At 42.9% G+C, this 17,965-nt stretch carries 21 protein-coding genes; 15 read left to right on the forward strand and 6 right to left on the reverse strand.

Annotation, left to right across the window (positions count from 1 at the left end; translation table 11 throughout):
• Nucleotides 1-6 precede the first annotated feature (6 nt).
• The 4 genes from HGJ91_RS04880 to gatB form a co-directional block, all read right to left on the reverse strand.
• A complete protein-coding gene (locus HGJ91_RS04880; RefSeq protein WP_291346581.1) occupies nucleotides 7-513 on the reverse strand; it encodes a hypothetical protein in 507 nt (168 codons plus the stop codon).
• Nucleotides 514-678: 165 nt separating this feature from the next.
• Entirely contained in the window at nucleotides 679-1,857 is a 1,179-nt protein-coding gene (locus HGJ91_RS04885) for a porin (protein WP_291346582.1), read from the reverse strand.
• 238 nt (nucleotides 1,858-2,095) lie between these two features.
• The gene (locus tag HGJ91_RS04890; protein ID WP_291346583.1) at nucleotides 2,096-2,644 is read right to left on the reverse strand and encodes a hypothetical protein; all 549 of its coding nucleotides are present in this window, start codon (nucleotides 2,642-2,644) and stop codon (nucleotides 2,096-2,098) included.
• Between the two features lie 90 nt (nucleotides 2,645-2,734).
• The gene (gene gatB / locus HGJ91_RS04895; protein ID WP_291346584.1) at nucleotides 2,735-4,165 is read right to left on the reverse strand and encodes an Asp-tRNA(Asn)/Glu-tRNA(Gln) amidotransferase subunit GatB; all 1,431 of its coding nucleotides are present in this window, start codon (nucleotides 4,163-4,165) and stop codon (nucleotides 2,735-2,737) included.
• A gap of 162 nt (nucleotides 4,166-4,327) precedes the next feature.
• On the opposite strand from gatB, the gene HGJ91_RS04900 reads away from it, so the two are divergent.
• The 6 genes from HGJ91_RS04900 to amrB are packed head-to-tail and all read left to right on the forward strand — an operon-like array spanning nucleotide 4,328 to nucleotide 8,696.
• Nucleotides 4,328-4,522, forward strand: a complete 195-nt coding sequence (locus HGJ91_RS04900; protein ID WP_291346585.1) for a DUF2065 domain-containing protein — start codon at nucleotides 4,328-4,330, stop codon at nucleotides 4,520-4,522.
• The gene (queA, locus tag HGJ91_RS04905) at nucleotides 4,522-5,583 is read left to right on the forward strand and encodes a tRNA preQ1(34) S-adenosylmethionine ribosyltransferase-isomerase QueA (protein WP_291346586.1); all 1,062 of its coding nucleotides are present in this window, start codon (nucleotides 4,522-4,524) and stop codon (nucleotides 5,581-5,583) included. Before HGJ91_RS04900 ends, queA begins: the two co-directional genes overlap by 1 nt.
• Before the next feature lie 7 nt (nucleotides 5,584-5,590).
• Complete coding sequence (gene tgt / locus HGJ91_RS04910; protein WP_291346587.1) at nucleotides 5,591-6,712, forward strand: tRNA guanosine(34) transglycosylase Tgt; 1,122 nt, start codon at nucleotides 5,591-5,593, stop codon at nucleotides 6,710-6,712.
• Nucleotides 6,709-7,095, forward strand: a complete 387-nt coding sequence (locus HGJ91_RS04915) for a hydrogenase maturation nickel metallochaperone HypA (protein WP_367142571.1) — start codon at nucleotides 6,709-6,711, stop codon at nucleotides 7,093-7,095. Before tgt ends, HGJ91_RS04915 begins: the two co-directional genes overlap by 4 nt.
• A 25-nt stretch (nucleotides 7,096-7,120) precedes the next feature.
• Complete coding sequence (gene hypB / locus HGJ91_RS04920; protein ID WP_291346588.1) at nucleotides 7,121-7,789, forward strand: hydrogenase nickel incorporation protein HypB; 669 nt, start codon at nucleotides 7,121-7,123, stop codon at nucleotides 7,787-7,789.
• A gap of 34 nt (nucleotides 7,790-7,823) precedes the next feature.
• Nucleotides 7,824-8,696 carry an AmmeMemoRadiSam system protein B gene (amrB, locus tag HGJ91_RS04925; protein ID WP_291346589.1) on the forward strand — a complete coding sequence of 291 codons (873 nt, stop codon included), beginning with the start codon at nucleotides 7,824-7,826 and terminating at the stop codon, nucleotides 8,694-8,696.
• Here amrB and gltX read toward each other — a convergent pair.
• Together gltX and HGJ91_RS04935 are read right to left on the reverse strand one after the other, a co-directional pair.
• Nucleotides 8,681-10,102: a glutamate--tRNA ligase gene (gltX, locus tag HGJ91_RS04930; protein ID WP_291346590.1), complete on the reverse strand. Its 1,422-nt coding sequence runs from the start codon at nucleotides 10,100-10,102 to the stop codon at nucleotides 8,681-8,683. The two genes, amrB and gltX, sit on opposite strands and share 16 nt — an antisense overlap.
• 121 nt (nucleotides 10,103-10,223) lie before the next feature.
• Nucleotides 10,224-11,513 carry an OmpP1/FadL family transporter gene (locus HGJ91_RS04935; protein ID WP_291346591.1) on the reverse strand — a complete coding sequence of 430 codons (1,290 nt, stop codon included), beginning with the start codon at nucleotides 11,511-11,513 and terminating at the stop codon, nucleotides 10,224-10,226.
• A gap of 300 nt (nucleotides 11,514-11,813) precedes the next feature.
• On the opposite strand from HGJ91_RS04935, the gene rpmF reads away from it, so the two are divergent.
• The 9 genes from rpmF to HGJ91_RS04980 are packed head-to-tail and all read left to right on the forward strand — an operon-like array spanning nucleotide 11,814 to nucleotide 17,941.
• Nucleotides 11,814-12,002 (forward strand): 50S ribosomal protein L32, encoded by a 189-nt coding sequence (rpmF, locus tag HGJ91_RS04940; RefSeq protein ID WP_291346592.1) that lies wholly within the window; start codon nucleotides 11,814-11,816, stop codon nucleotides 12,000-12,002.
• 20 nt (nucleotides 12,003-12,022) lie between these two features.
• A complete protein-coding gene (gene acpP / locus HGJ91_RS04945) occupies nucleotides 12,023-12,256 on the forward strand; it encodes an acyl carrier protein (RefSeq protein WP_367142572.1) in 234 nt (77 codons plus the stop codon).
• 16 nt (nucleotides 12,257-12,272) lie between these two features.
• Complete coding sequence (gene rpiB / locus HGJ91_RS04950) at nucleotides 12,273-12,713, forward strand: ribose 5-phosphate isomerase B (protein WP_291346593.1); 441 nt, start codon at nucleotides 12,273-12,275, stop codon at nucleotides 12,711-12,713.
• Between the two features lie 23 nt (nucleotides 12,714-12,736).
• Complete coding sequence (gene glyA / locus HGJ91_RS04955; protein WP_291346594.1) at nucleotides 12,737-13,969, forward strand: serine hydroxymethyltransferase; 1,233 nt, start codon at nucleotides 12,737-12,739, stop codon at nucleotides 13,967-13,969.
• A gap of 4 nt (nucleotides 13,970-13,973) precedes the next feature.
• Nucleotides 13,974-14,435: a cytidine/deoxycytidylate deaminase family protein gene (locus HGJ91_RS04960; protein WP_291346595.1), complete on the forward strand. Its 462-nt coding sequence runs from the start codon at nucleotides 13,974-13,976 to the stop codon at nucleotides 14,433-14,435.
• Between the two features lie 15 nt (nucleotides 14,436-14,450).
• Nucleotides 14,451-14,951, forward strand: a complete 501-nt coding sequence (gene nrdR / locus HGJ91_RS04965) for a transcriptional regulator NrdR (RefSeq protein ID WP_291346596.1) — start codon at nucleotides 14,451-14,453, stop codon at nucleotides 14,949-14,951.
• Nucleotides 14,944-16,041, forward strand: a complete 1,098-nt coding sequence (ribD, locus tag HGJ91_RS04970; protein ID WP_291346597.1) for a bifunctional diaminohydroxyphosphoribosylaminopyrimidine deaminase/5-amino-6-(5-phosphoribosylamino)uracil reductase RibD — start codon at nucleotides 14,944-14,946, stop codon at nucleotides 16,039-16,041. Before nrdR ends, ribD begins: the two co-directional genes overlap by 8 nt.
• A 15-nt stretch (nucleotides 16,042-16,056) precedes the next feature.
• A complete protein-coding gene (locus HGJ91_RS04975; RefSeq protein ID WP_291346598.1) occupies nucleotides 16,057-16,722 on the forward strand; it encodes a riboflavin synthase in 666 nt (221 codons plus the stop codon).
• A gap of 16 nt (nucleotides 16,723-16,738) precedes the next feature.
• Nucleotides 16,739-17,941 (forward strand): bifunctional 3,4-dihydroxy-2-butanone-4-phosphate synthase/GTP cyclohydrolase II, encoded by a 1,203-nt coding sequence (locus tag HGJ91_RS04980; protein ID WP_291346599.1) that lies wholly within the window; start codon nucleotides 16,739-16,741, stop codon nucleotides 17,939-17,941.
• Nucleotides 17,942-17,965 lie beyond the last annotated feature (24 nt).

Below are 17,965 nucleotides of genomic sequence, written 5' to 3' on the forward strand. Positions count from 1 at the left end.
TGCTGACTAAAAGTGATTGCGAGTAGTTGGCCATATAGAGGAATCAGGATCATTAAGATGATTGTCCTGGGCTAAAAAGAACAATTCTTGACCTATATTTTGGGGTATAGCCTTAAAATCAGTATCCGGTAAAATAGACTCGGCAGTTGAATACTTTTTTGTGAATTGCATTAATGAGTCAAAATGATACCGTTTTAAAAGCATTGTTAGTTTTATGGCTGTAAAACTGCTGATTTCATTATATTCTAAAGCATATGAAAGTCCATGGATTACCCTGGTTGTAGTTTTGTCCAAGTGCTGTATTCCGAATTTTTTTATCCTTAATATGGTATTCAGATGCTCGAAAGAAATTCCATAGACTATAACCCTTTCAAGAGTATCCCTCTTTGTCTGGTACATGGGTATAATGAGTGTGTCTTTTCTGACAATCTCGGAATAAGTACATCCAGTCAAGGCCATCCCAAGAAAACTCAGAATTATACCGGACAGCATTTTTACTGTAGTTGTTCCCATAATTTTCATCTTGTCGTATAGCCCGTTTCTTGTTTTATGCGACCATGGGGGAAAGTTTTAGCAGACGTCAAAGCTTTGCCTGGTGAATAAAAAAATGGGGCTTGCTGTTAAAAGCAAACCCCATTTAGTGTTAAGCAGTATTTATATAATTATAAATAATTTTACTTAGAAACTTACGCCTAACTGAACAGTAAGAGTAAGAAGAGCATCATCATTGGCATCACTATTATAATCAGGAACAATATACCCAACACCGCCAGAGAAAGTTACTGCAGGCATCCAGGCATAATCAAAGTTAGCAAGAGCATAAATTTTAGAATCCAGATTGTCAGATTCATTCGGTTCTGCATATCCAAGTTTTGCATACAGAGTCAAGGCGTCACTAGCTGCAAACTTAATATCGCCAACAACACCCATAACGCCTTTGCCGTTACCGGAAACATCAAAGATGTCGCAGGAGGGATTAGGAGAATTATTATATCCTAAAGCACCGGCCCAATCTAACATTACAAAGTTAGCGTCATCGACTATATTTGTAACCTGTGTGTCACCGGCATCAACATCATCAGCCCATATAGCGGTTACTCCACCACTCCATGAGTCAGAAAATTTTCCGTCTAAAGCAACCCAGAATTGAGTTCCTGCATAATCAGCCCCAGCACCATCATCGCCGAAATACGTATTCGCCTCACCGTTTATGGCGAAGTTAGCAACTGGAATGGAAAAATGGAGACCAAGACCAGACAAGTCAGTATCATCAGCTCCATTAACTGTGGTTGCAAAGGAAAGCCCGCCTGAAAATGCGTCACCGGCATAACCAACGCTTACGCCATAGGTGTCAGTATCATCATTGGCGCCGTCATCTGTAAGTACGTTACCATCTGTACCGCCTTCAGATTCTTTGACATAAACAAGGGTAAGGGTAAAAGGTTTCAAATCAACCGCAGCCTGAATACCCTGAAACTGATCACCCCAAAGAGTTCCTTCAAGTCCAAACATGCCGTATTGCTGACCAACAGTCAATGTCAGCGGGCCCTGGTTGATTTTAACCCAGGCACGGTCAACCATGAGAGTGTCAGTACCTTGTTCCGGTCTGTAACCATCACCCCATGCAGCTTCTGAAATGTCAGTACGAATCTGTGCGCTGACATTGTCATTCACTTTCCAGTTAAACGCAACTCTCATTCTTTGATCAAAATAATCGGATTTTTCTGCTTCTCCTGGGTCTTTACTGACTGCTTCAAAACGGTAAGTACCGCCTGCAGAAAAGTCGGATGCTATTACCGGAGTAACATAAAATGCTGCGATAAGAGCTATCGCAAGTACTAATGCTAGTTTTTTCATCTTTTTTCCTTTTAAAAAAAGTTAAATTAAATTTTTTATTGTACTCCTTTTAAATACAATAAAAAAAAGTTAAATTGAGCACGATCTTTAAAAAAACGTTAAGAACCTTTATTTTCCAGGCATCCCCCCTTTCTTTAGAGATTAATGCTTTGCATGATAAACCATAAACTTGGGCAGGTGTCAATGATAAAATGCCTTTTTGGGGTGTTTTCAGTAAAAAAACATGAAAAAGGGCAGATCACCATATTTTCCACCAGGGTTTTTCCTCATCTTCTCCTGTGGGGCGGGTCGGCATCATCCGTTCTGGATTCATCCGCCTTAAGTCCTCTTCAGTGATGATCTTTTCTTTTTTAAACTTTTCATAGGAAACAGTCGTTCGATCAAACATTTTTTTATTAATTTTGGCTGCAATAATATCGATTTGCGAGATAATCTTGTCAATTGTTTTCGACTGCCCGTAAAAGGTCAGAAAGGATTTTTCTTTTAAGTTGTAAACTTTTGTATCAATACTATACGCACCTGAAAACTGGGTTACTATGCCCGTGATCACATAATCGGCAGTTGTTTTTCCCCCAAGTTTAATGATGGTTTCACTTTCAGAAGATTCGGTTATGCCGGACAATTCTTTTGTTACTATACCTGTTTTAACAACAGCCACATTGCCTTTCCACGACAGTCTTGACCGAAGCATGTTTAAAACGCCTGATGTGATATATGAGATATCTTCTTGTGAGTTTGTTTCAAACGGGATAATGGCTATGGTTTTCATGTTTTTTGTATCTGCCATACCGGAACTTATGGGAATAAGTATGAAAATGATTAACAATAAAGATATTTGGTTTTTTAACCTGTTTAACTTGTTCACTATAAACTCCGTTTATTTTAATTTGGTTTTCAACAATTGTGTGACGATCTTCGGATCAGCCTTGCCTCGGTTTTTTTTCATAATTTGGCCCATAAAAAAGCTGAAAAGTCTGGTTTTGCCGTTTTTATATGCTGCTGCTTCATCCGGATTTTCAGCAATGACATTCTGGACCAGTGTTTCAAGTTCAGATGAATCAGACACCTGTTCAAGCCCTTTTTCCTTTACAATACTTTCCGGGTCTTTCAAGGATTCAACCATTTCTTCAAATACGGTTTTTGCCGCATTGGCATTGATTTTTTTATCCTCAATCATCTGGATGAGTTTTGAAAAGGCCGGTGCTTTAACCGGGGAGTTGCCGATGGTTATCCCTTTGCTGTTCAGCATGCCCAGAAAGGTAGTTATAATCCAGTTGGCCGCCAGTTTTTTGTCTTTAAGGGGGCCGGCGGTTTCTTCAAAAAAATCAGCAAGCTCAATGGATGAAGTCAAAACGCCGGCATCATAGCCCACAAGTTTATACTCTTTAACAAATCTTGAACACTTTTCATCGGGAAGTTCAGGTATGTCTTTTTCAACATCCTGTATCCATTTATCATCCACAATGAGCGGCACAAGGTCGGGATCAGGGAAATACCGGTAATCATGGGCTTCTTCTTTGCTGCGCATGGGGGTTGTTTTGTTTTTGGCAGGATCCCAGAGTCTTGTCTCCTGGATTACCTGGCCGCCTTCTTCTAAAACATAGGTCTGGCGCTCAATTTCATAGGAAATGGCTTTTTCAACATTTTTAAAAGAGTTGAGATTTTTAAGTTCTGCCCTGGTACCAAATTCTTTTTGTCCTGCCGGCCTTAAGGATATATTGGCGTCACACCTGAAATTTCCTTGTTCCATGTTGCCGTCACACACATCAATGTATTTTAATATGGAATGCAGTTTTCTTAAATAGGCACCTGCTTCCTGGGCCGTCCGTATGTCGGGCTCGCTGACAATCTCGATTAAGGGAACCCCGGTCCGGTTTAAATCCACCATGCTTCTGGCCCTGGCCGGATCATGGATGAGTTTTCCCGCATCTTCTTCCATATGAATTCGGGTGATGCCTATTTTTTTTTGGCCGGATGTTTGAGTTTCAATTTCAAGGTATCCATGCTCGGCAATGGGAAGTGCAAACTGGGATATTTGATATCCTTTGGGAAGATCCGGGTAAAAATAATTTTTTCTGTCAAACCGGCTTTCCTGATTGATCCTGCAATGGGTGGCCAGAGCCGCTTTAATGGCAAAGGTGACCACCTGTCTGTTCAGGACAGGCAAAACGCCTGGCATACCCGTACAAACCGGGCAGGTATTGGCATTGGGGGGTTTTCCAAATTCAGTGGAGCAGCCGCAGAAAATTTTGGTTTTGGTTTTCAGCTGCGCATGGACTTCAAGACCTATAACAGGTTCAAACTGCATGAATCATTATTTCCCTTACAATTTTATTTAATAATAACCTCTTTTTATACCTGTGTTGGTTTTATTAATCAATATAATTTTTATTGCATAAACCCCGTGAAAAATATAAAAGTATGGCCTGATGTTTTGAAATTCACAGGTATTAAAGAAGACGGGGTTTAGATGAAGTTTTTCTTTTGTGTCATCGGCATGGTCATGATTGTTGAGGGGCTGCCATACTTTGCATTCCCCGGAAAAATGAAAGAAATGGTTCAGATGATTACAGGGCTTGATAATACAAATCTCAGGAAGTTCGGATTTGTTTTAATGTTTGCGGGGCTCTGCATTATTTATTTTGCCATGGATGGACGCGGATAATGTTTTTGCTGTCAGACTATGCTTACGATCTGCCAAAGGAAAAGATTGCCCAGGCACCCTGTAAAAACAGGAGTGAATCAAGGCTGTTGCATCTGAACAGAAAATTTGAAACCATCTGCCATCATCAATTTAAAGACATTACAGCATTACTGAGAGACGATGACCTTCTGGTGATTAATAATACCAGGGTAATTCCGGCAAGACTGTTGGGGAAAAAAGAAACCGGCGGCAAGGTCGAGGTGTTGATTATCGATTATGCAGCCGGTATGAAAAACCTTGAGGAAATCGGATTTTTCAAGTGCGACTGCCTGATTAAGGCATCAAAAAGTCCGAAAGAAGGCGCCGGACTTTTATTGGCAGATGAGGTCGAAGCAAGGGTTGAAGCAGTAAAAGGAGTTGTCTCTGAAATAAAATTTTTAAATGGGAAAGCATTCTCAGAATTTTTACAAAGATCTGGTAAAATTCCGCTGCCGCCGTATATAAAAAGAGATGAAGTGATCTTTGGCCGGAATGACCGGGAAGACTACCAGACGGTTTATGCATCAAAAAAGGGGGCAGTGGCTGCACCGACAGCAGGGCTTCATTTTACAAAAACCTTGATGAATGATCTTGGAAAAAAAGGAATTGAATTTGCTCAGATTACCCTTCATGTCGGATATGGAACATTTGTGCCGGTAAAAGTGGGGGATATAAGGGATCACCAGATTCATTCCGAATATTTTTCCTTGTCAGAGAAAGCAGCAGATAAAATTAATAGCGCCAGACGCCAGAACCGCCGGATTGTTGCCGTGGGTACCACCAGCGTAAGAACTCTTGAATTTCTTTCCGATACAAAAGGAAGGGTCACCGCCAGCACCGGTATGTGTGACCTTTTTATATACCCCGGTTACACCTTTAAATGCGTGGATGCCATGATTACCAACTTTCATCTTCCTGAATCCACGCTTTTGATGCTGGTATCTGCATTTTATGACCGGGAAAAAATATTGGATGCATATCAGGAAGCCATCAAAAAAGACTATCGATTTTTCAGTTATGGCGATGCCATGCTGATTGAATAGGAAAATCATGTTAACCTTTGAATTATTAAAAGAATCAAATGAAAAAAAAGGATCTGAGCAGTCCAGGGCCAGGCTCGGAACCATCACAACCGATCATGGTGTCATTGACACCCCTATTTTTATGCCGGTGGGGACACTGGGGTCAGTAAAAGGTGTCAGTGTAGAAGACCTTGATCATTGCAGGGCTCAGATTATTCTTGGCAATACCTATCATTTGTATTTGCGGCCGGGGTGCGAGGTGATTGAAGTAATGGAAGGCCTTCATGAATTTATCCGCTGGGATAAGCCCCTGCTGACAGATTCCGGGGGATTCCAGTTCTTTTCTCTGGCAAAGCTGGCTAAATTTACAGATGAAGGGGTTTCTTTTCAGTCCCATATTGACGGATCAAGACATGTTTTCTCTCCTGAAAAAGCGGTTGAGATTCAACTAATCCTGGGCTCTGATATCATGATGTCCCTTGACTGGTGTATCGGGCATCCTGCCAGCGAAAAACAGACCCGGCAGGCGCTGGACAAGACAAGCATGTGGGCCAAAAGAGGTTTTGATCATTGGCAGGAAAAAGGGGCGGTGAACAATCTGTTCGGAATTATACAGGGGGGGATGTTCAAGCATCTTCGCTCTCTTTCCGCTGACCAGTTGACGCAGATTGATTTCCCGGGCTTTGCCATCGGGGGATTAAGTGTGGGGGAGCCAAAAGATCTCATGTATGAAATGGCAGACCATACCCTGCCGTTGCTGCCGGTTCACAAACCCAGATATATTATGGGGGTGGGTACGCCTGAAGACCTGGTTGAACTGGTCGGCATGGGGTGTGACATGTTTGACTGTGTCATGCCATCCAGAAATGCCAGAAACGGTCAGCTCTTTACTTCCAGGGGAACCATGAATATTTCCAATGCAAAATTCAGGCTGGATAAAGGGCCCATTGATACGGATTGCAATTGTTATACCTGTCAGAATTATTCAAGGGCCTACTTAAGGCATTTGTATAAGTCCAGGGAGCTTTTGGCTTACAGGCTGAACACGATTCATAATATTTATTATTATCTTGATCTTATGGAAAAAATGAGAGATGCAATAAGACAAGACAGATTTTTAGACTTTAAAAAAGAGTTTTATTCTAAATGACAGAACTGAAAGGAAGCAGACATATGCACGAAATGGGGATTGCAAAGCAACTGGTTCAGATTGCCATAGATTCTATTCCCCGGGATATTGAGAATCCAAAGGTAGAAAAACTGAATCTGAGAATCGGAAGACTCGCGTCTGTGGTTGAACACAGCCTGACCTTTTGTTTTGAGATCCTAACAAAAGATACCCCTTTGGAGAATGCCAGGCTGGATATTGATGTTGTTCCGGTAATGGTTCATTGTAACTCCTGTGATAATGGATGGGAAGTGACAGGCCCAGTGTTTAAATGTCCTTTTTGTGAGGACGGGGATGTTGAAATGCTGACCGGAAGGGAAATTGAGATCACCTCTCTGGAACTGGCAGATGAATTAAAGATATAAACCAAAAATAAAGACAGGCAGAATAATGGAAATAGATATTCAAAAAAAAGTCCTTGAGGCCAACGACACAGAAGCAGATATTAACAGAATGTTTTTCAAGGACCAGAATGTGTTTGTACTGAATATGATGTCATCTCCCGGTTCAGGGAAAACCGAAATCCTTTGCAGGACTCTGGCAAAATTGATGCCGACTGTCAGGGTAGGGGTGATTGTGGGGGATATCTGTACCACCAATGACGCAGACAGGCTTAAAGTAACCGGCGCCAAAGTCACCCAGATCAATACGGATCAATTTGGTGGCGACTGCCATCTGGCAGCACATCTGATTATTGCATCGGCAAAACAGCTCGGGTGTAAAGACCTTGATCTTCTTATCGTGGAAAATATTGGGAATCTTGTCTGCCCGGCTGAGTTTGATATTGGAGAAGATGCAAGGGCGGTTGTGTTGAGCGTAACCGAAGGTGAAGACAAACCTTTGAAATATCCTTTGATGTTCAGGGCTGTCGACATAGCAATTTTAAACAAAATTGATTTGCTGCCATACCTTGATTATGATGCAGAACTGGCAGTGGATAACATGAAACAGGTGCATCCCCATTTGCCGGTGTTTGAGATGTCTGCCAAAACAGAAGAGGGGTTTGAGCCCTGGCTTGAGTGGGTGAAGATTAAAGTGTTTGAAAAAACAGGGAAATAGTTTCAAGAGAAGACAGGGTTAAAAGAGGAAGATCATGGAAAAGAAAAAAATGGCGTTTGCCGGCTCCTGGTATCCTGCAGGCTCTGGTGAGTGCAAAGCATCCATACAGAGTTTTTTAAAAGAAAAGCAGGGATCTTCCCCCTTTGATGGCAGTTTTATGGGGGGCATTGTTCCCCATGCAGGCTGGTACTTTTCCGGATCAATTGCCTGCCGGGTGATTGCCGCTCTTGATCCCAAAAAAGGATCTGACGAAAAAATTGATACGATTCTTCTGTTTGGCGCCCACATGCATGAGCAGTCCGAGCCCTTTATCCTGACTCACGGGGCCATTGAGACACCCTTTGGAGATATTGAGGTGGATAGGCAACTGGTAGATGAAATTTGTGCCGATGTCAGTATCCGTCAGAGGACCCCTTTAAACTTTCCCGAGGAGAATACTCTTGAACTTCAATATCCGTTTATCAAGTATTTTTACCCGGATGCAAAAATTGTGGTCTGCGGTGTTGCCCCGTCATCTTTTGCCGCTGTTATCGGCAGTATGGCTGTGGAAGAAGCCAGAAAACTGTCAAGAAACATCAGAATTATCGGTTCCACAGATATGACACATTATGGCCCTGATTTTGGGTTTACACCGGCTGGAACCGGTGAAAAGGCTGTGGAATGGGTAAAAAATAAAAATGACAGAAATGCTATCCAGGCAATGATGGAAATGGACGAGTCAAAGATTGTTGCCCAGGGCCTGGAAAACAAAAATATGTGCTGTTCAGGAGCTGCGGCCGCTACAGCAGCCGCCTGTAAAAAACTGGGCGCAGTCAAGGCGGTTGAACTTGACTACGCCACAAGTTTTGAGAAATCCGCTTCCGCAAGTTTTGTCGGATATGCCGGGATTCTTTATGCGTTATCCTGAAATAAACCTGATTCTGAAATAAAGTGGATGGCTCTTTTAATTCTTAGAATTGTTTTTTCTTTGCCAAGGGCCAGGAGCATTTCAAAGATGCCGGGGCTTACAGTCGTGCCGGTGATGGCAACCCTTAACGGCTGGGCAATTTTCCCGAATTTGAGATCGGTTTCATCCATGATTTGTTTGAAAACGGTTTCAAGCTCTTCCTGGGTATAATTTTCAAGGCCTTCAATATAGTCCACAGATTTTTGCAAAACAGGAAGTATATCCGGCTTCAAAAATTTTTTGGCGGCCTTTTCATCAAACTGCACAGTATCCTGATAATAAAAAACCGCACCCTGCGCCATGTCAACAAGGGTTTTGCTTCTCGGCTGAAGCGTTTCAATAACCCCTTGGGTAAAGGCATCATTTCTGGCGTTAATCCCTATGTTTTTTAAATGGAATAAAAGAGGGTCTGCCAATTCTTCAGGGCTTTTGTTTTGAATGTGTTTTGAATTGAGAGAGACAAGTTTATCAGTGTCAAACATGGAAGCAGATCTGCCCAGGTGTTCCAGGTCAAATTTTTCAATGAGGTCATTTTTTTCAAAAAATTCCTGGTCACCATGGGACCATCCCAGCCTAACCAGGTAATTGATCATGGCGTCGGGTAAAAATCCCATTTTTTCGTACTCGCCAACCGACATGGCGCCATGGCGTTTGCTTAATCGCGATTTATCAGACCCCAGAACCATGGGCACATGGCCGAAAACCGGCAGGTCTGCGCCAAGCGCTTTATATATCAGCATCTGTTTGGGGGTGTTGATCAGATGGTCATCCCCCCGGATAATGGTATTGATTCCCATGGTGATATCATCAATCACAACGGCCAGATTGTACATGGCAGATCCGTCACTTCTCTGGATAATAAAATCATCCATTTCAGAATTCTGAAATGCCGTATCTCCCTTTACAATGTCTTTGACAATGGTAACGCCTGAATCCGGGGTTTTAAGGCGGACAACAGTGTTGTCAGATTTTTTAAGATTTTTTTGCCGGCATTTTCCGTTATACATGGGTTTTAATCCCCTGGCCTTTGCCTCTTCCCTCATGACATTGACCTCATCAGGGGTGCAGGAGCAATAGTAGGCAGCCCCGGATTCAACCAGTTTTTCTATGTATTCATTATAAATATCGTATCTTTCAGTCTGGAAATAAGGGCCCTCATCCCAGTCAATGCCAAGCCATTTAAGCGACTCCAATATGGCATCCACAGATTCCTTTGTGGATCTTGCCGTATCCGTATCTTCAATTCTTAAAATAAATTTTCCGTTTGTTTTTTTTGCATACAGCCAGTTAAAAAGGGCTGTTCTGGCCCCGCCGATATGAAGGGTTCCGGTGGGGGAGGGGGGAAACCGTGTGATAATTGTATCCATTTGTTCTCCATTTCATAAATATTGTGTAAAATCGAGATGTTAATTATCACAAGATGTCTTTTTATTCAAGCCGACGTACAAACGTCGGCTTGAATATTTTTTTAAGCTTTCTTATTTGATTTTAAAAGAATTTATATTCCATTCCAAAAGCAACGAAAGTAACCGCTTTTTCGTAAGTTATGGATATACCAGGGGCAGGCACAAAGGAAGCATCATCGTAAAAAACATGACCTAAACCAAAGGTTAATTTTAATTTATCATTCATCTGATATCTTAGACCGGCGCCGAGGGTATGGGCATTCAGTTCCGGTAATTCCGGGGTCATGTCTTCGGCTTTATCCACGCCCGAATCTGTGTAAAGGTATCCTAAAGTGGCATTTAACGTGTCTGTGAAAGCATAGTCAACACCGATACCGATCTCATATCCGTTATCTACCGCACTGTTTTCGAAATCGGCATCTTCGTTTAAATATAAGGTCAGGTTGCTTTCAACTCTTATTTTTGGATTAATCTTATAGGACACGCCGGCTGCCAAAACAGCAGGAAGGTTTCTGCTTCTTTCAGCACCGTCCACAATACCCATTAGCGGCAGAATGCCCGCCGTATCTCTTTTTACGTCTGCTTCATAATCCAGATCAACTTTTGTATCATAGTGCAGACCGAAATTTAAGGCATCGGAAGGTGCGAAGTTGATCCCGATGATTCCCCCAAACCCATCCGCCTCTTCCTCAAAGGCCACGTCCGCAGTTAAAGGGTCACTATAAGGAGAATATGGAGTCGTGGCAGTGACGGTCATGGAGCCTTCCATTTCCCGCGTGCTTTTTACATATCGTATCCCAAGGGAGACAGACCACATGTCATTTATTTCATATGCCCCGCCCAACGTGAATCCAAGCCCCATGGCCTCGGCTTTTAAATTCTGGCTGGAAATGCCAGTGTACCAAAAAGCTGAAGGGATTTGGTTGAAATCAAGAAGGGCATTCGCTCCAGCTATGATAGCGGATCCCGCTTCACCGGTGGTTGCATTTCCATTTTTGTAGTCAACTTCCCCACCACCAATAACATTGGAAACAGCAAAAAAAGCAGCCCACTTGTCTTCTTTATAGACTGTAAACAAGCCGGGCACAACAGAGGGTTCATCCTGATCAAAATCTGTCCCGTTGATTTTATTATTGTAGTCTTTTGCAATAAAATGGGCGGACAGGTTTCCATAAAGCCCGTTTTCCATTTTCATAACCCCGGCAGGATTGTACATGACAATATCGGCAGCATCAGTTGCTGCGTTCCGGTTCAGAATGCCGATATATTCAGCACTCCAGTTGGTTTTATTGTCAGATCCGCCAGCCCATAATAACGAAGATCCCGTTAAAAAAAACACCAAAATAAACAATATAATACCCAGTTTTTTCATTGCTTCCTCCTTAATATAATTTGTGATCATGCGGTAAAATAAACATGAGATCGTATTGAAGTCAAATAGTTTTTTTAAATAAACAATGTTTTGATAAAATAAAACCCGCATTCCTTTGAAAATTGTGATTAGATGGGCGCTTCACTATTCTGTAATGTAGCGGCAACTGTTTTTTATCAATCCTTTTATCTCGTTTTAATTTCTTGACACTTTTGGGAAATTGGGGTAATTATGTGTGTTTTATTATATTGGCATATCATAATGGAAACTCAAATAAAATAATGTAGTTAGGAGAGATCAATGGCAGTACCAAAGCAAAAGAGTTCTAAAGCAAGAGGTAGAAAAAGACGGACACATTACAAAATAAGCGCGCCCACAGTGAGTGTGTGCCCTGAATGTCAGGAACCCAAACTTCCCCATACCGCCTGTCCGGAGTGTGGAGCGTATAAAGGAAGAAATGTAAATGACCCGGCTGATGACGAAGAATAGATAAGGAGATATCCTGAATCATGACGATTGAAACAAAAGTAAAGAAAGTGATTGCAGAAAAAATTCCAGATCTGGATATTGAGGATATTGTTCCACAAGCCTCTTTGATAGAGGATCTGGGTGCTGATTCCTTGACAATTGTTGAACTGATAATGTCAATGGAAGAAATTTTTGAGATTGAAATTGATGATGATGAGGCTGAGAAACTGGTCACGGTTCAGGACGCCATTGATTTTATCAAATCAAAATTTTAAAAAACGGGTAAATAAAATGGGTAAAGACAGGTCTATCATCATTGGAAGTGACCATGCAGCCTACGAGTTGAAGGAAAAGATCAAGACATATCTCATTGATATGGGATATAGTGTTGAAGATGCAGGGACAACCAGTGAAGCATCTGTAAATTATGTAGAGTATGGGAAAAAGGTTGCTGCTGCTGTCTCAAACGGCCACTATTTAAAAGGGATTCTGCTCTGCGGTACCGGGCTTGGCATGTCCATGACAGCCAACCGGTTTTCCAATGTCCGCGCAGCCCTTTGTTCTGATATTTTCTCAGCAAAGATGAGCCGGCTTCATAATGATTCCAATATCCTGGTCCTTGGTGGCCGGATTGTGGGTGATATCCTTGCATTCGCTCTTGTTCAAACCTGGCTGGATACCGAGTTTGAAGGGGGCCGGCATCTTGACCGTATTCAAAGTATAGAGCATTAGATGGTCCGGAAGAGGTAGATAAAATGGGAGTTGTTGACAAAACGGATTTTGAAATTGCAAAGATTATCCAGCAGGAGGCAGACCGGCAGGAATACGGCTTAAATCTGATTGCTTCTGAAAATACCGTCAGCCTGGCAGTGATGGAAGCACAAGGCTCCATCCTGACCAATAAGTATGCTGAAGGGTATCCTGCAAGAAGATATTATGGTGGGTGTGAGTATGTGGACCAGGCGGAAGATCTGGCCATTGAGCGTGCCAAAAGACTGTTCAACGTCGAATATGCAAATGTCCAGCCCCATTCAGGCTCAGGGGCCAATATGGCGGTTTATTTTGCGTTGTTAAATCCCGGGGACCGGGTTCTTGCCATGGATCTTTCCCACGGCGGTCATCTGACCCATGGTGCTGCTGTCAGTTTTTCCGGTAAATTATATGATTTTGCCCATTATGGACTATCGCAGCAAACCGAGATGATTGATCTGAACCAGGTCGAGATGCTTGCAAAAAAATACCGGCCTAAACTGATTGTGGCGGGCGCAAGTGCTTATCCCAGGATCATTGACTTTAAAGGGTTTTTTGAAATTGCCAGATCTGTCGGCGCTTTTTTTATGGTGGATATGGCCCATATTGCGGGTCTTGTTGCAGGTGGTGTCCATCCAAGTCCGGTCGGGTTTGCAGATGTGATTACCTCGACAACCCATAAAACTCTTAGGGGGCCTCGCGGCGGTTTGATTCTGTCTTCGGAACAATTTGCAAAGACGATCAACAGCCAGATATTTCCGGGTATTCAGGGGGGACCTTTAATGCATGTCATTGCAGCAAAAGCGATTGCCTTTAAAGAAGCACTTGGCAAATCCTTTGCAGACTATCAGAAACAGGTGATTAAAAATACTTCTGCCCTTGCAGCCGTGATGCTGGAAAGAGGGTATAAACTGGTTTCCGGTGGAACTGACAATCATATGGTACTGGTTGATTTTACACAGAAGACCATATCCGGTAAAGAGGCTGAAGAAAGACTTGGCAGGGCAGGTATCACAGTAAATAAAAATACGGTTCCCAATGAAAAACGCGGCCCCTTTGTCACCAGCGGTATAAGGATCGGGCTTCCTCTTGTCACTTCCAGGGGCATGGAGGAGGCGGCCGGAAAAAGAATCGCCGGATTTATCTGCGATATTCTGGATGATGAGTCAACTGTTGATGCGGTGGCAAAAAAAGTAAGAGATCTTTGCATTGAGTACCCGTTATATATTGGAAAATAGACCGATGACAGAAAGGCATTCTGACAGACCGTCGTGGCATGAATATTTTATGGGAATATCTGATCTCGTTGCCAGTCGTTCCACCTGCTTGAGAAGAAAAGTAGGGGCAGTCCTGGTGAAGGAAAAAAGAATTCTCTGCTCCGGATATAATGGTGCGCCGTCAAAGGTTCCCCATTGCAGGGAGACCGGATGTTTAAGAGAGCAGTTAAAGGTACCGTCCGGAGAAAAACACGAATTGTGCCGCGGGGTTCATGCAGAGCAGAATGCCATTATCCAGGCAGCCTATCACGGTATCCAGGTAAACGGGTCCGTTCTTTATTGTACCAATCAGCCCTGTTCCATTTGTGCGAAAATGATTATTAATGCCGGAATCAAAACCGTATATTATAAAGATGGATATGATGATCCCTTGACTTTGGATATGTTTGACAAAGCCAAAGTGGAACTTGTCCGGCTTGAGACTTAAACAAGAGAGGCCCACATGAAGTGCCCATTTTGCGGAAACCTGAATACAAGAGTGATTGATTCACGTCCCGGTAAAGTCGATTTTGAAGTTCGCCGGCGCAGAGAATGCCAGGAATGTGTTCAGCGGTTTACAACCTATGAACGGGTTGAACAAGTGCCTGTCATGATCATTAAAAAGGACAATCGCAGGGAAGAGTTCAACCGGGGAAAAGTATTGACCGGCATTAAAAAAGCCTGTGAAAAAAGAGCGATCAGCATTAATCTGATTGAAGAAACCGTGGATACCATTGAGCGGGACTTAAGGGAAACCAATGACCGGGAAATTCCTTCAAAGGTTGTGGGGGAAAAAATTATTAAGGCCCTAAAGCAAATTGATGATGTCGCCTATGTCAGGTTTGCTTCTGTTTACAGAGAATTTAAGGATGTGGCCGATTTTATCCAGGAGCTTAAAGGGCTGATTCCAAAAGAATGTCTGCCCATTGAATTTGATGCGATTTCGGATAAGGCTGATGACTGATCATGAATACATGGAGCAGGCAATAGCCCTTGCACGAGAAGCAAAAGGATTCACATCCCCTAATCCCTGTGTTGGTGCTGTCATTGTCAAGGATGGAACGGTTGTCGGAAAAGGATTTCACAGGGCAGCAGGCCTTGCCCATGCTGAAGTAGAAGCCTTAGATGATGCAGGTTCCAAGGCAAAGGATGCCACTCTCTATGTCACTCTGGAACCGTGTAATCATTTTGGGAAAACCCCGCCCTGTACCCAAAAAATTATCAAAGCGAAAATTAAAAAAGTTGTGGTGGGCTGTAAAGATCCCAATCCCTTTGTCAGCGGAGGCGGTATAAAGTTTCTGCAGGACAATGGCATTGAAGTGATTTCAGGTGTTCTAGAGAAAGAAGCCAAAATCTTGATCGAAGAGTTTATCTGGTATATTCAAAATGATAAAAAACCTTTTGTGATTTTAAAATGTGCATCCACTCTGGATGGGAGAATCGCAACATCCACAGGGGATTCAAAATGGATTACCAATGAAAAATCAAGGGCGTTTGTCCATCAGATCCGTCATGAAGCAGATGCTATTCTGGTGGGTTCCGGAACTTTGCATGCTGATGACCCGTCGCTCACCTCAAGAATCAAAGGCGTTGCAACAAAAGATCCCGCAAGGATTATTCTGGATACCCATTTAAGTATTAAAGAAGATGCAAAAGTGCTGACCCAGGAGTCTAATGCCGAAACTATTATTGTTACAGGCCCTGATGTTTCTGAAGAAAAAAAAGCTTTGCTTGAGAGTAAAGGAGCTCAAATTTTTGAAGTCCCGCTAAAGGAACAAAGACTTGATTTAAATGAACTGATGATTAAGTTAGGGCAGATGTCAATTTTAAGCCTTCTGATAGAAGGTGGCAGTGTGGTGGCAGGATCAGCGCTGAAGGCCGGGATTGTAAACAAGGCATTGTTTTTTCTGGCTCCCAGATTTTTAGGGGGCAGTGACGGCATCCCGGTATTTGAGGGAAAAGGTTCTGAATTGATAAAGGATGCCTTTGAACTTAAAAGCATGAATGTTACCCTGTTTGACACGGATATCCTTGTGCAGGGGTATTTGAAATAAAAGGGAATAAGACTATTGTTTACAGGAATTATTGAAAGTTTTGGAATCATAAAGCGGATTGAATCCAGCGGGGAGGGAAGAGTTCTCCATATCAGCTGTGATCTTGATCTGTCTGAAAGTAAAATCGGAGATTCCATTGCCGTAAACGGTGCCTGTCTTACTGCTGTCAGTCTTGAGAAAAATGCCTTTAAAGTGGACATGGCACCTGAAACTGTTGAGCGGACAACTTTTAAGTATTTGAGGTCGGGTTCCAGGGTCAACATAGAGCGGGCGTTAAAATTGTCAGACCGAATTGACGGGCATCTGGTCTCGGGACATATTGATGGAACAGGAATCATTTCTTCCATGACGCGACAGAGCAATGCCGTGATCATCAAAATTGATGTTTTGCCAAAGCTTGCTGCAGATATGATTGAAAAAGGATCAGTTGCCATTGAAGGGATCAGTCTGACCATTAACAAATGTTCGGACCATGATTTAGAGGTCAGTATTATTCCTCACACCGCAGATATCACAACCATCGGATTAAAACGGGTTGGTGACAAGGTCAATGTAGAGACCGATATGATCGGGAAATATGTAAAAAAGATGTTAATGGGAAGCCTTTCAAAAAATGATGCTTTGTTCAACGGGAAAAAAGATATCAGTATGGAACTTCTCGCAAGGAATGGATTTTTATAACCTTAAGGATTTATATATGCCGCATTTAACAATTGAACAGGCCGTTGAAGATATTAAAAATGGTAAAATGGTCATTCTTGTGGATGACGAAGACCGTGAAAACGAAGGTGATCTAACCATGGCAGCAGAGGCTGTGACTCCTGAAGCCATCAATTTCATGGCCAGATATGGAAGGGGACTGATCTGTCTTTCCCTTGATTCCATTATCGCAGATCGGCTTGATCTGCCCATGATGGTGGATAATAACACCTCACAATACGGAACCGGATTTACCGTATCCATTGAGGCCAAAAAAGGGGTGACTACAGGGATTTCCGCAGCTGATCGGGCGACAACCATTCTAACGGCGGTGGCGGATGACACCACACCGAATGATATTGCAAGACCCGGACATATTTTTCCATTAAGGGCAAGAGACGGAGGCGTCATGATAAGGATCGGGCAGACAGAAGGTTCTGTTGATCTGGCCCGTCTTGCAGGCAGGAAGCCTGCCGGGGTGATTTGTGAAATCATGGATGATGACGGAACCATGGCAAGGATGCCCTCCCTGGAAAAATTTGCGAAAAAGCATGGTATCGGCATCTGCACGGTTGCAGATCTTGTAAAATACAGGCTTAAAACGGAAAGTTTTGTAAAAAAAGCGGCTGAGACTATGATCCCGACACGGGCTGGTGGTGAGTTTCAGATCATTGCCTATGAAAATGATATCGATAACCTGACCCACATTGCCCTGGTTAAAGGACAAGTTGATCCCCAAAAAGAAATTCTGGTGAGAGTTCATTCGGAATGTATGACAGGGGATATTTTTTCATCCCTTCGGTGTGACTGCCAGGATCAACTCCATAAAGCCATGGCCATGATGGAAGAGGAGGGAAGCGGGGTCCTTTTATACCTTCGCCAGGAAGGCCGCGGCATCGGTCTTGTGAATAAGCTGAAAGCTTATGAATATCAGCGTCAGGGTATGGATACGGTTGAAGCCAATGAAAAACTCGGTTTTAAGGCAGACATGAGAGATTATGGTGTGGGTGCCCAGATACTGGTTGATCTGGGGGTCAGGAAAATGCGGCTTCTGACCAATAATCCTATGAAAATGATTGGCCTGGAAGGCTATGGGTTGAGTGTTGTTGAACAGGTTCCCATTGAGGTTGAATCCAATTGCCACAACCAGGGATACTTAAAATGCAAGCAGGCCAAGATGGGACATTTGCTCCATATGTAAATCAGATATAATAATCGGGGTCAG

The organism is Desulfobacula sp., assembly GCF_014237455.1.
Classification (GTDB): Bacteria; Desulfobacterota; Desulfobacteria; order Desulfobacterales; family Desulfobacteraceae; genus Desulfobacula.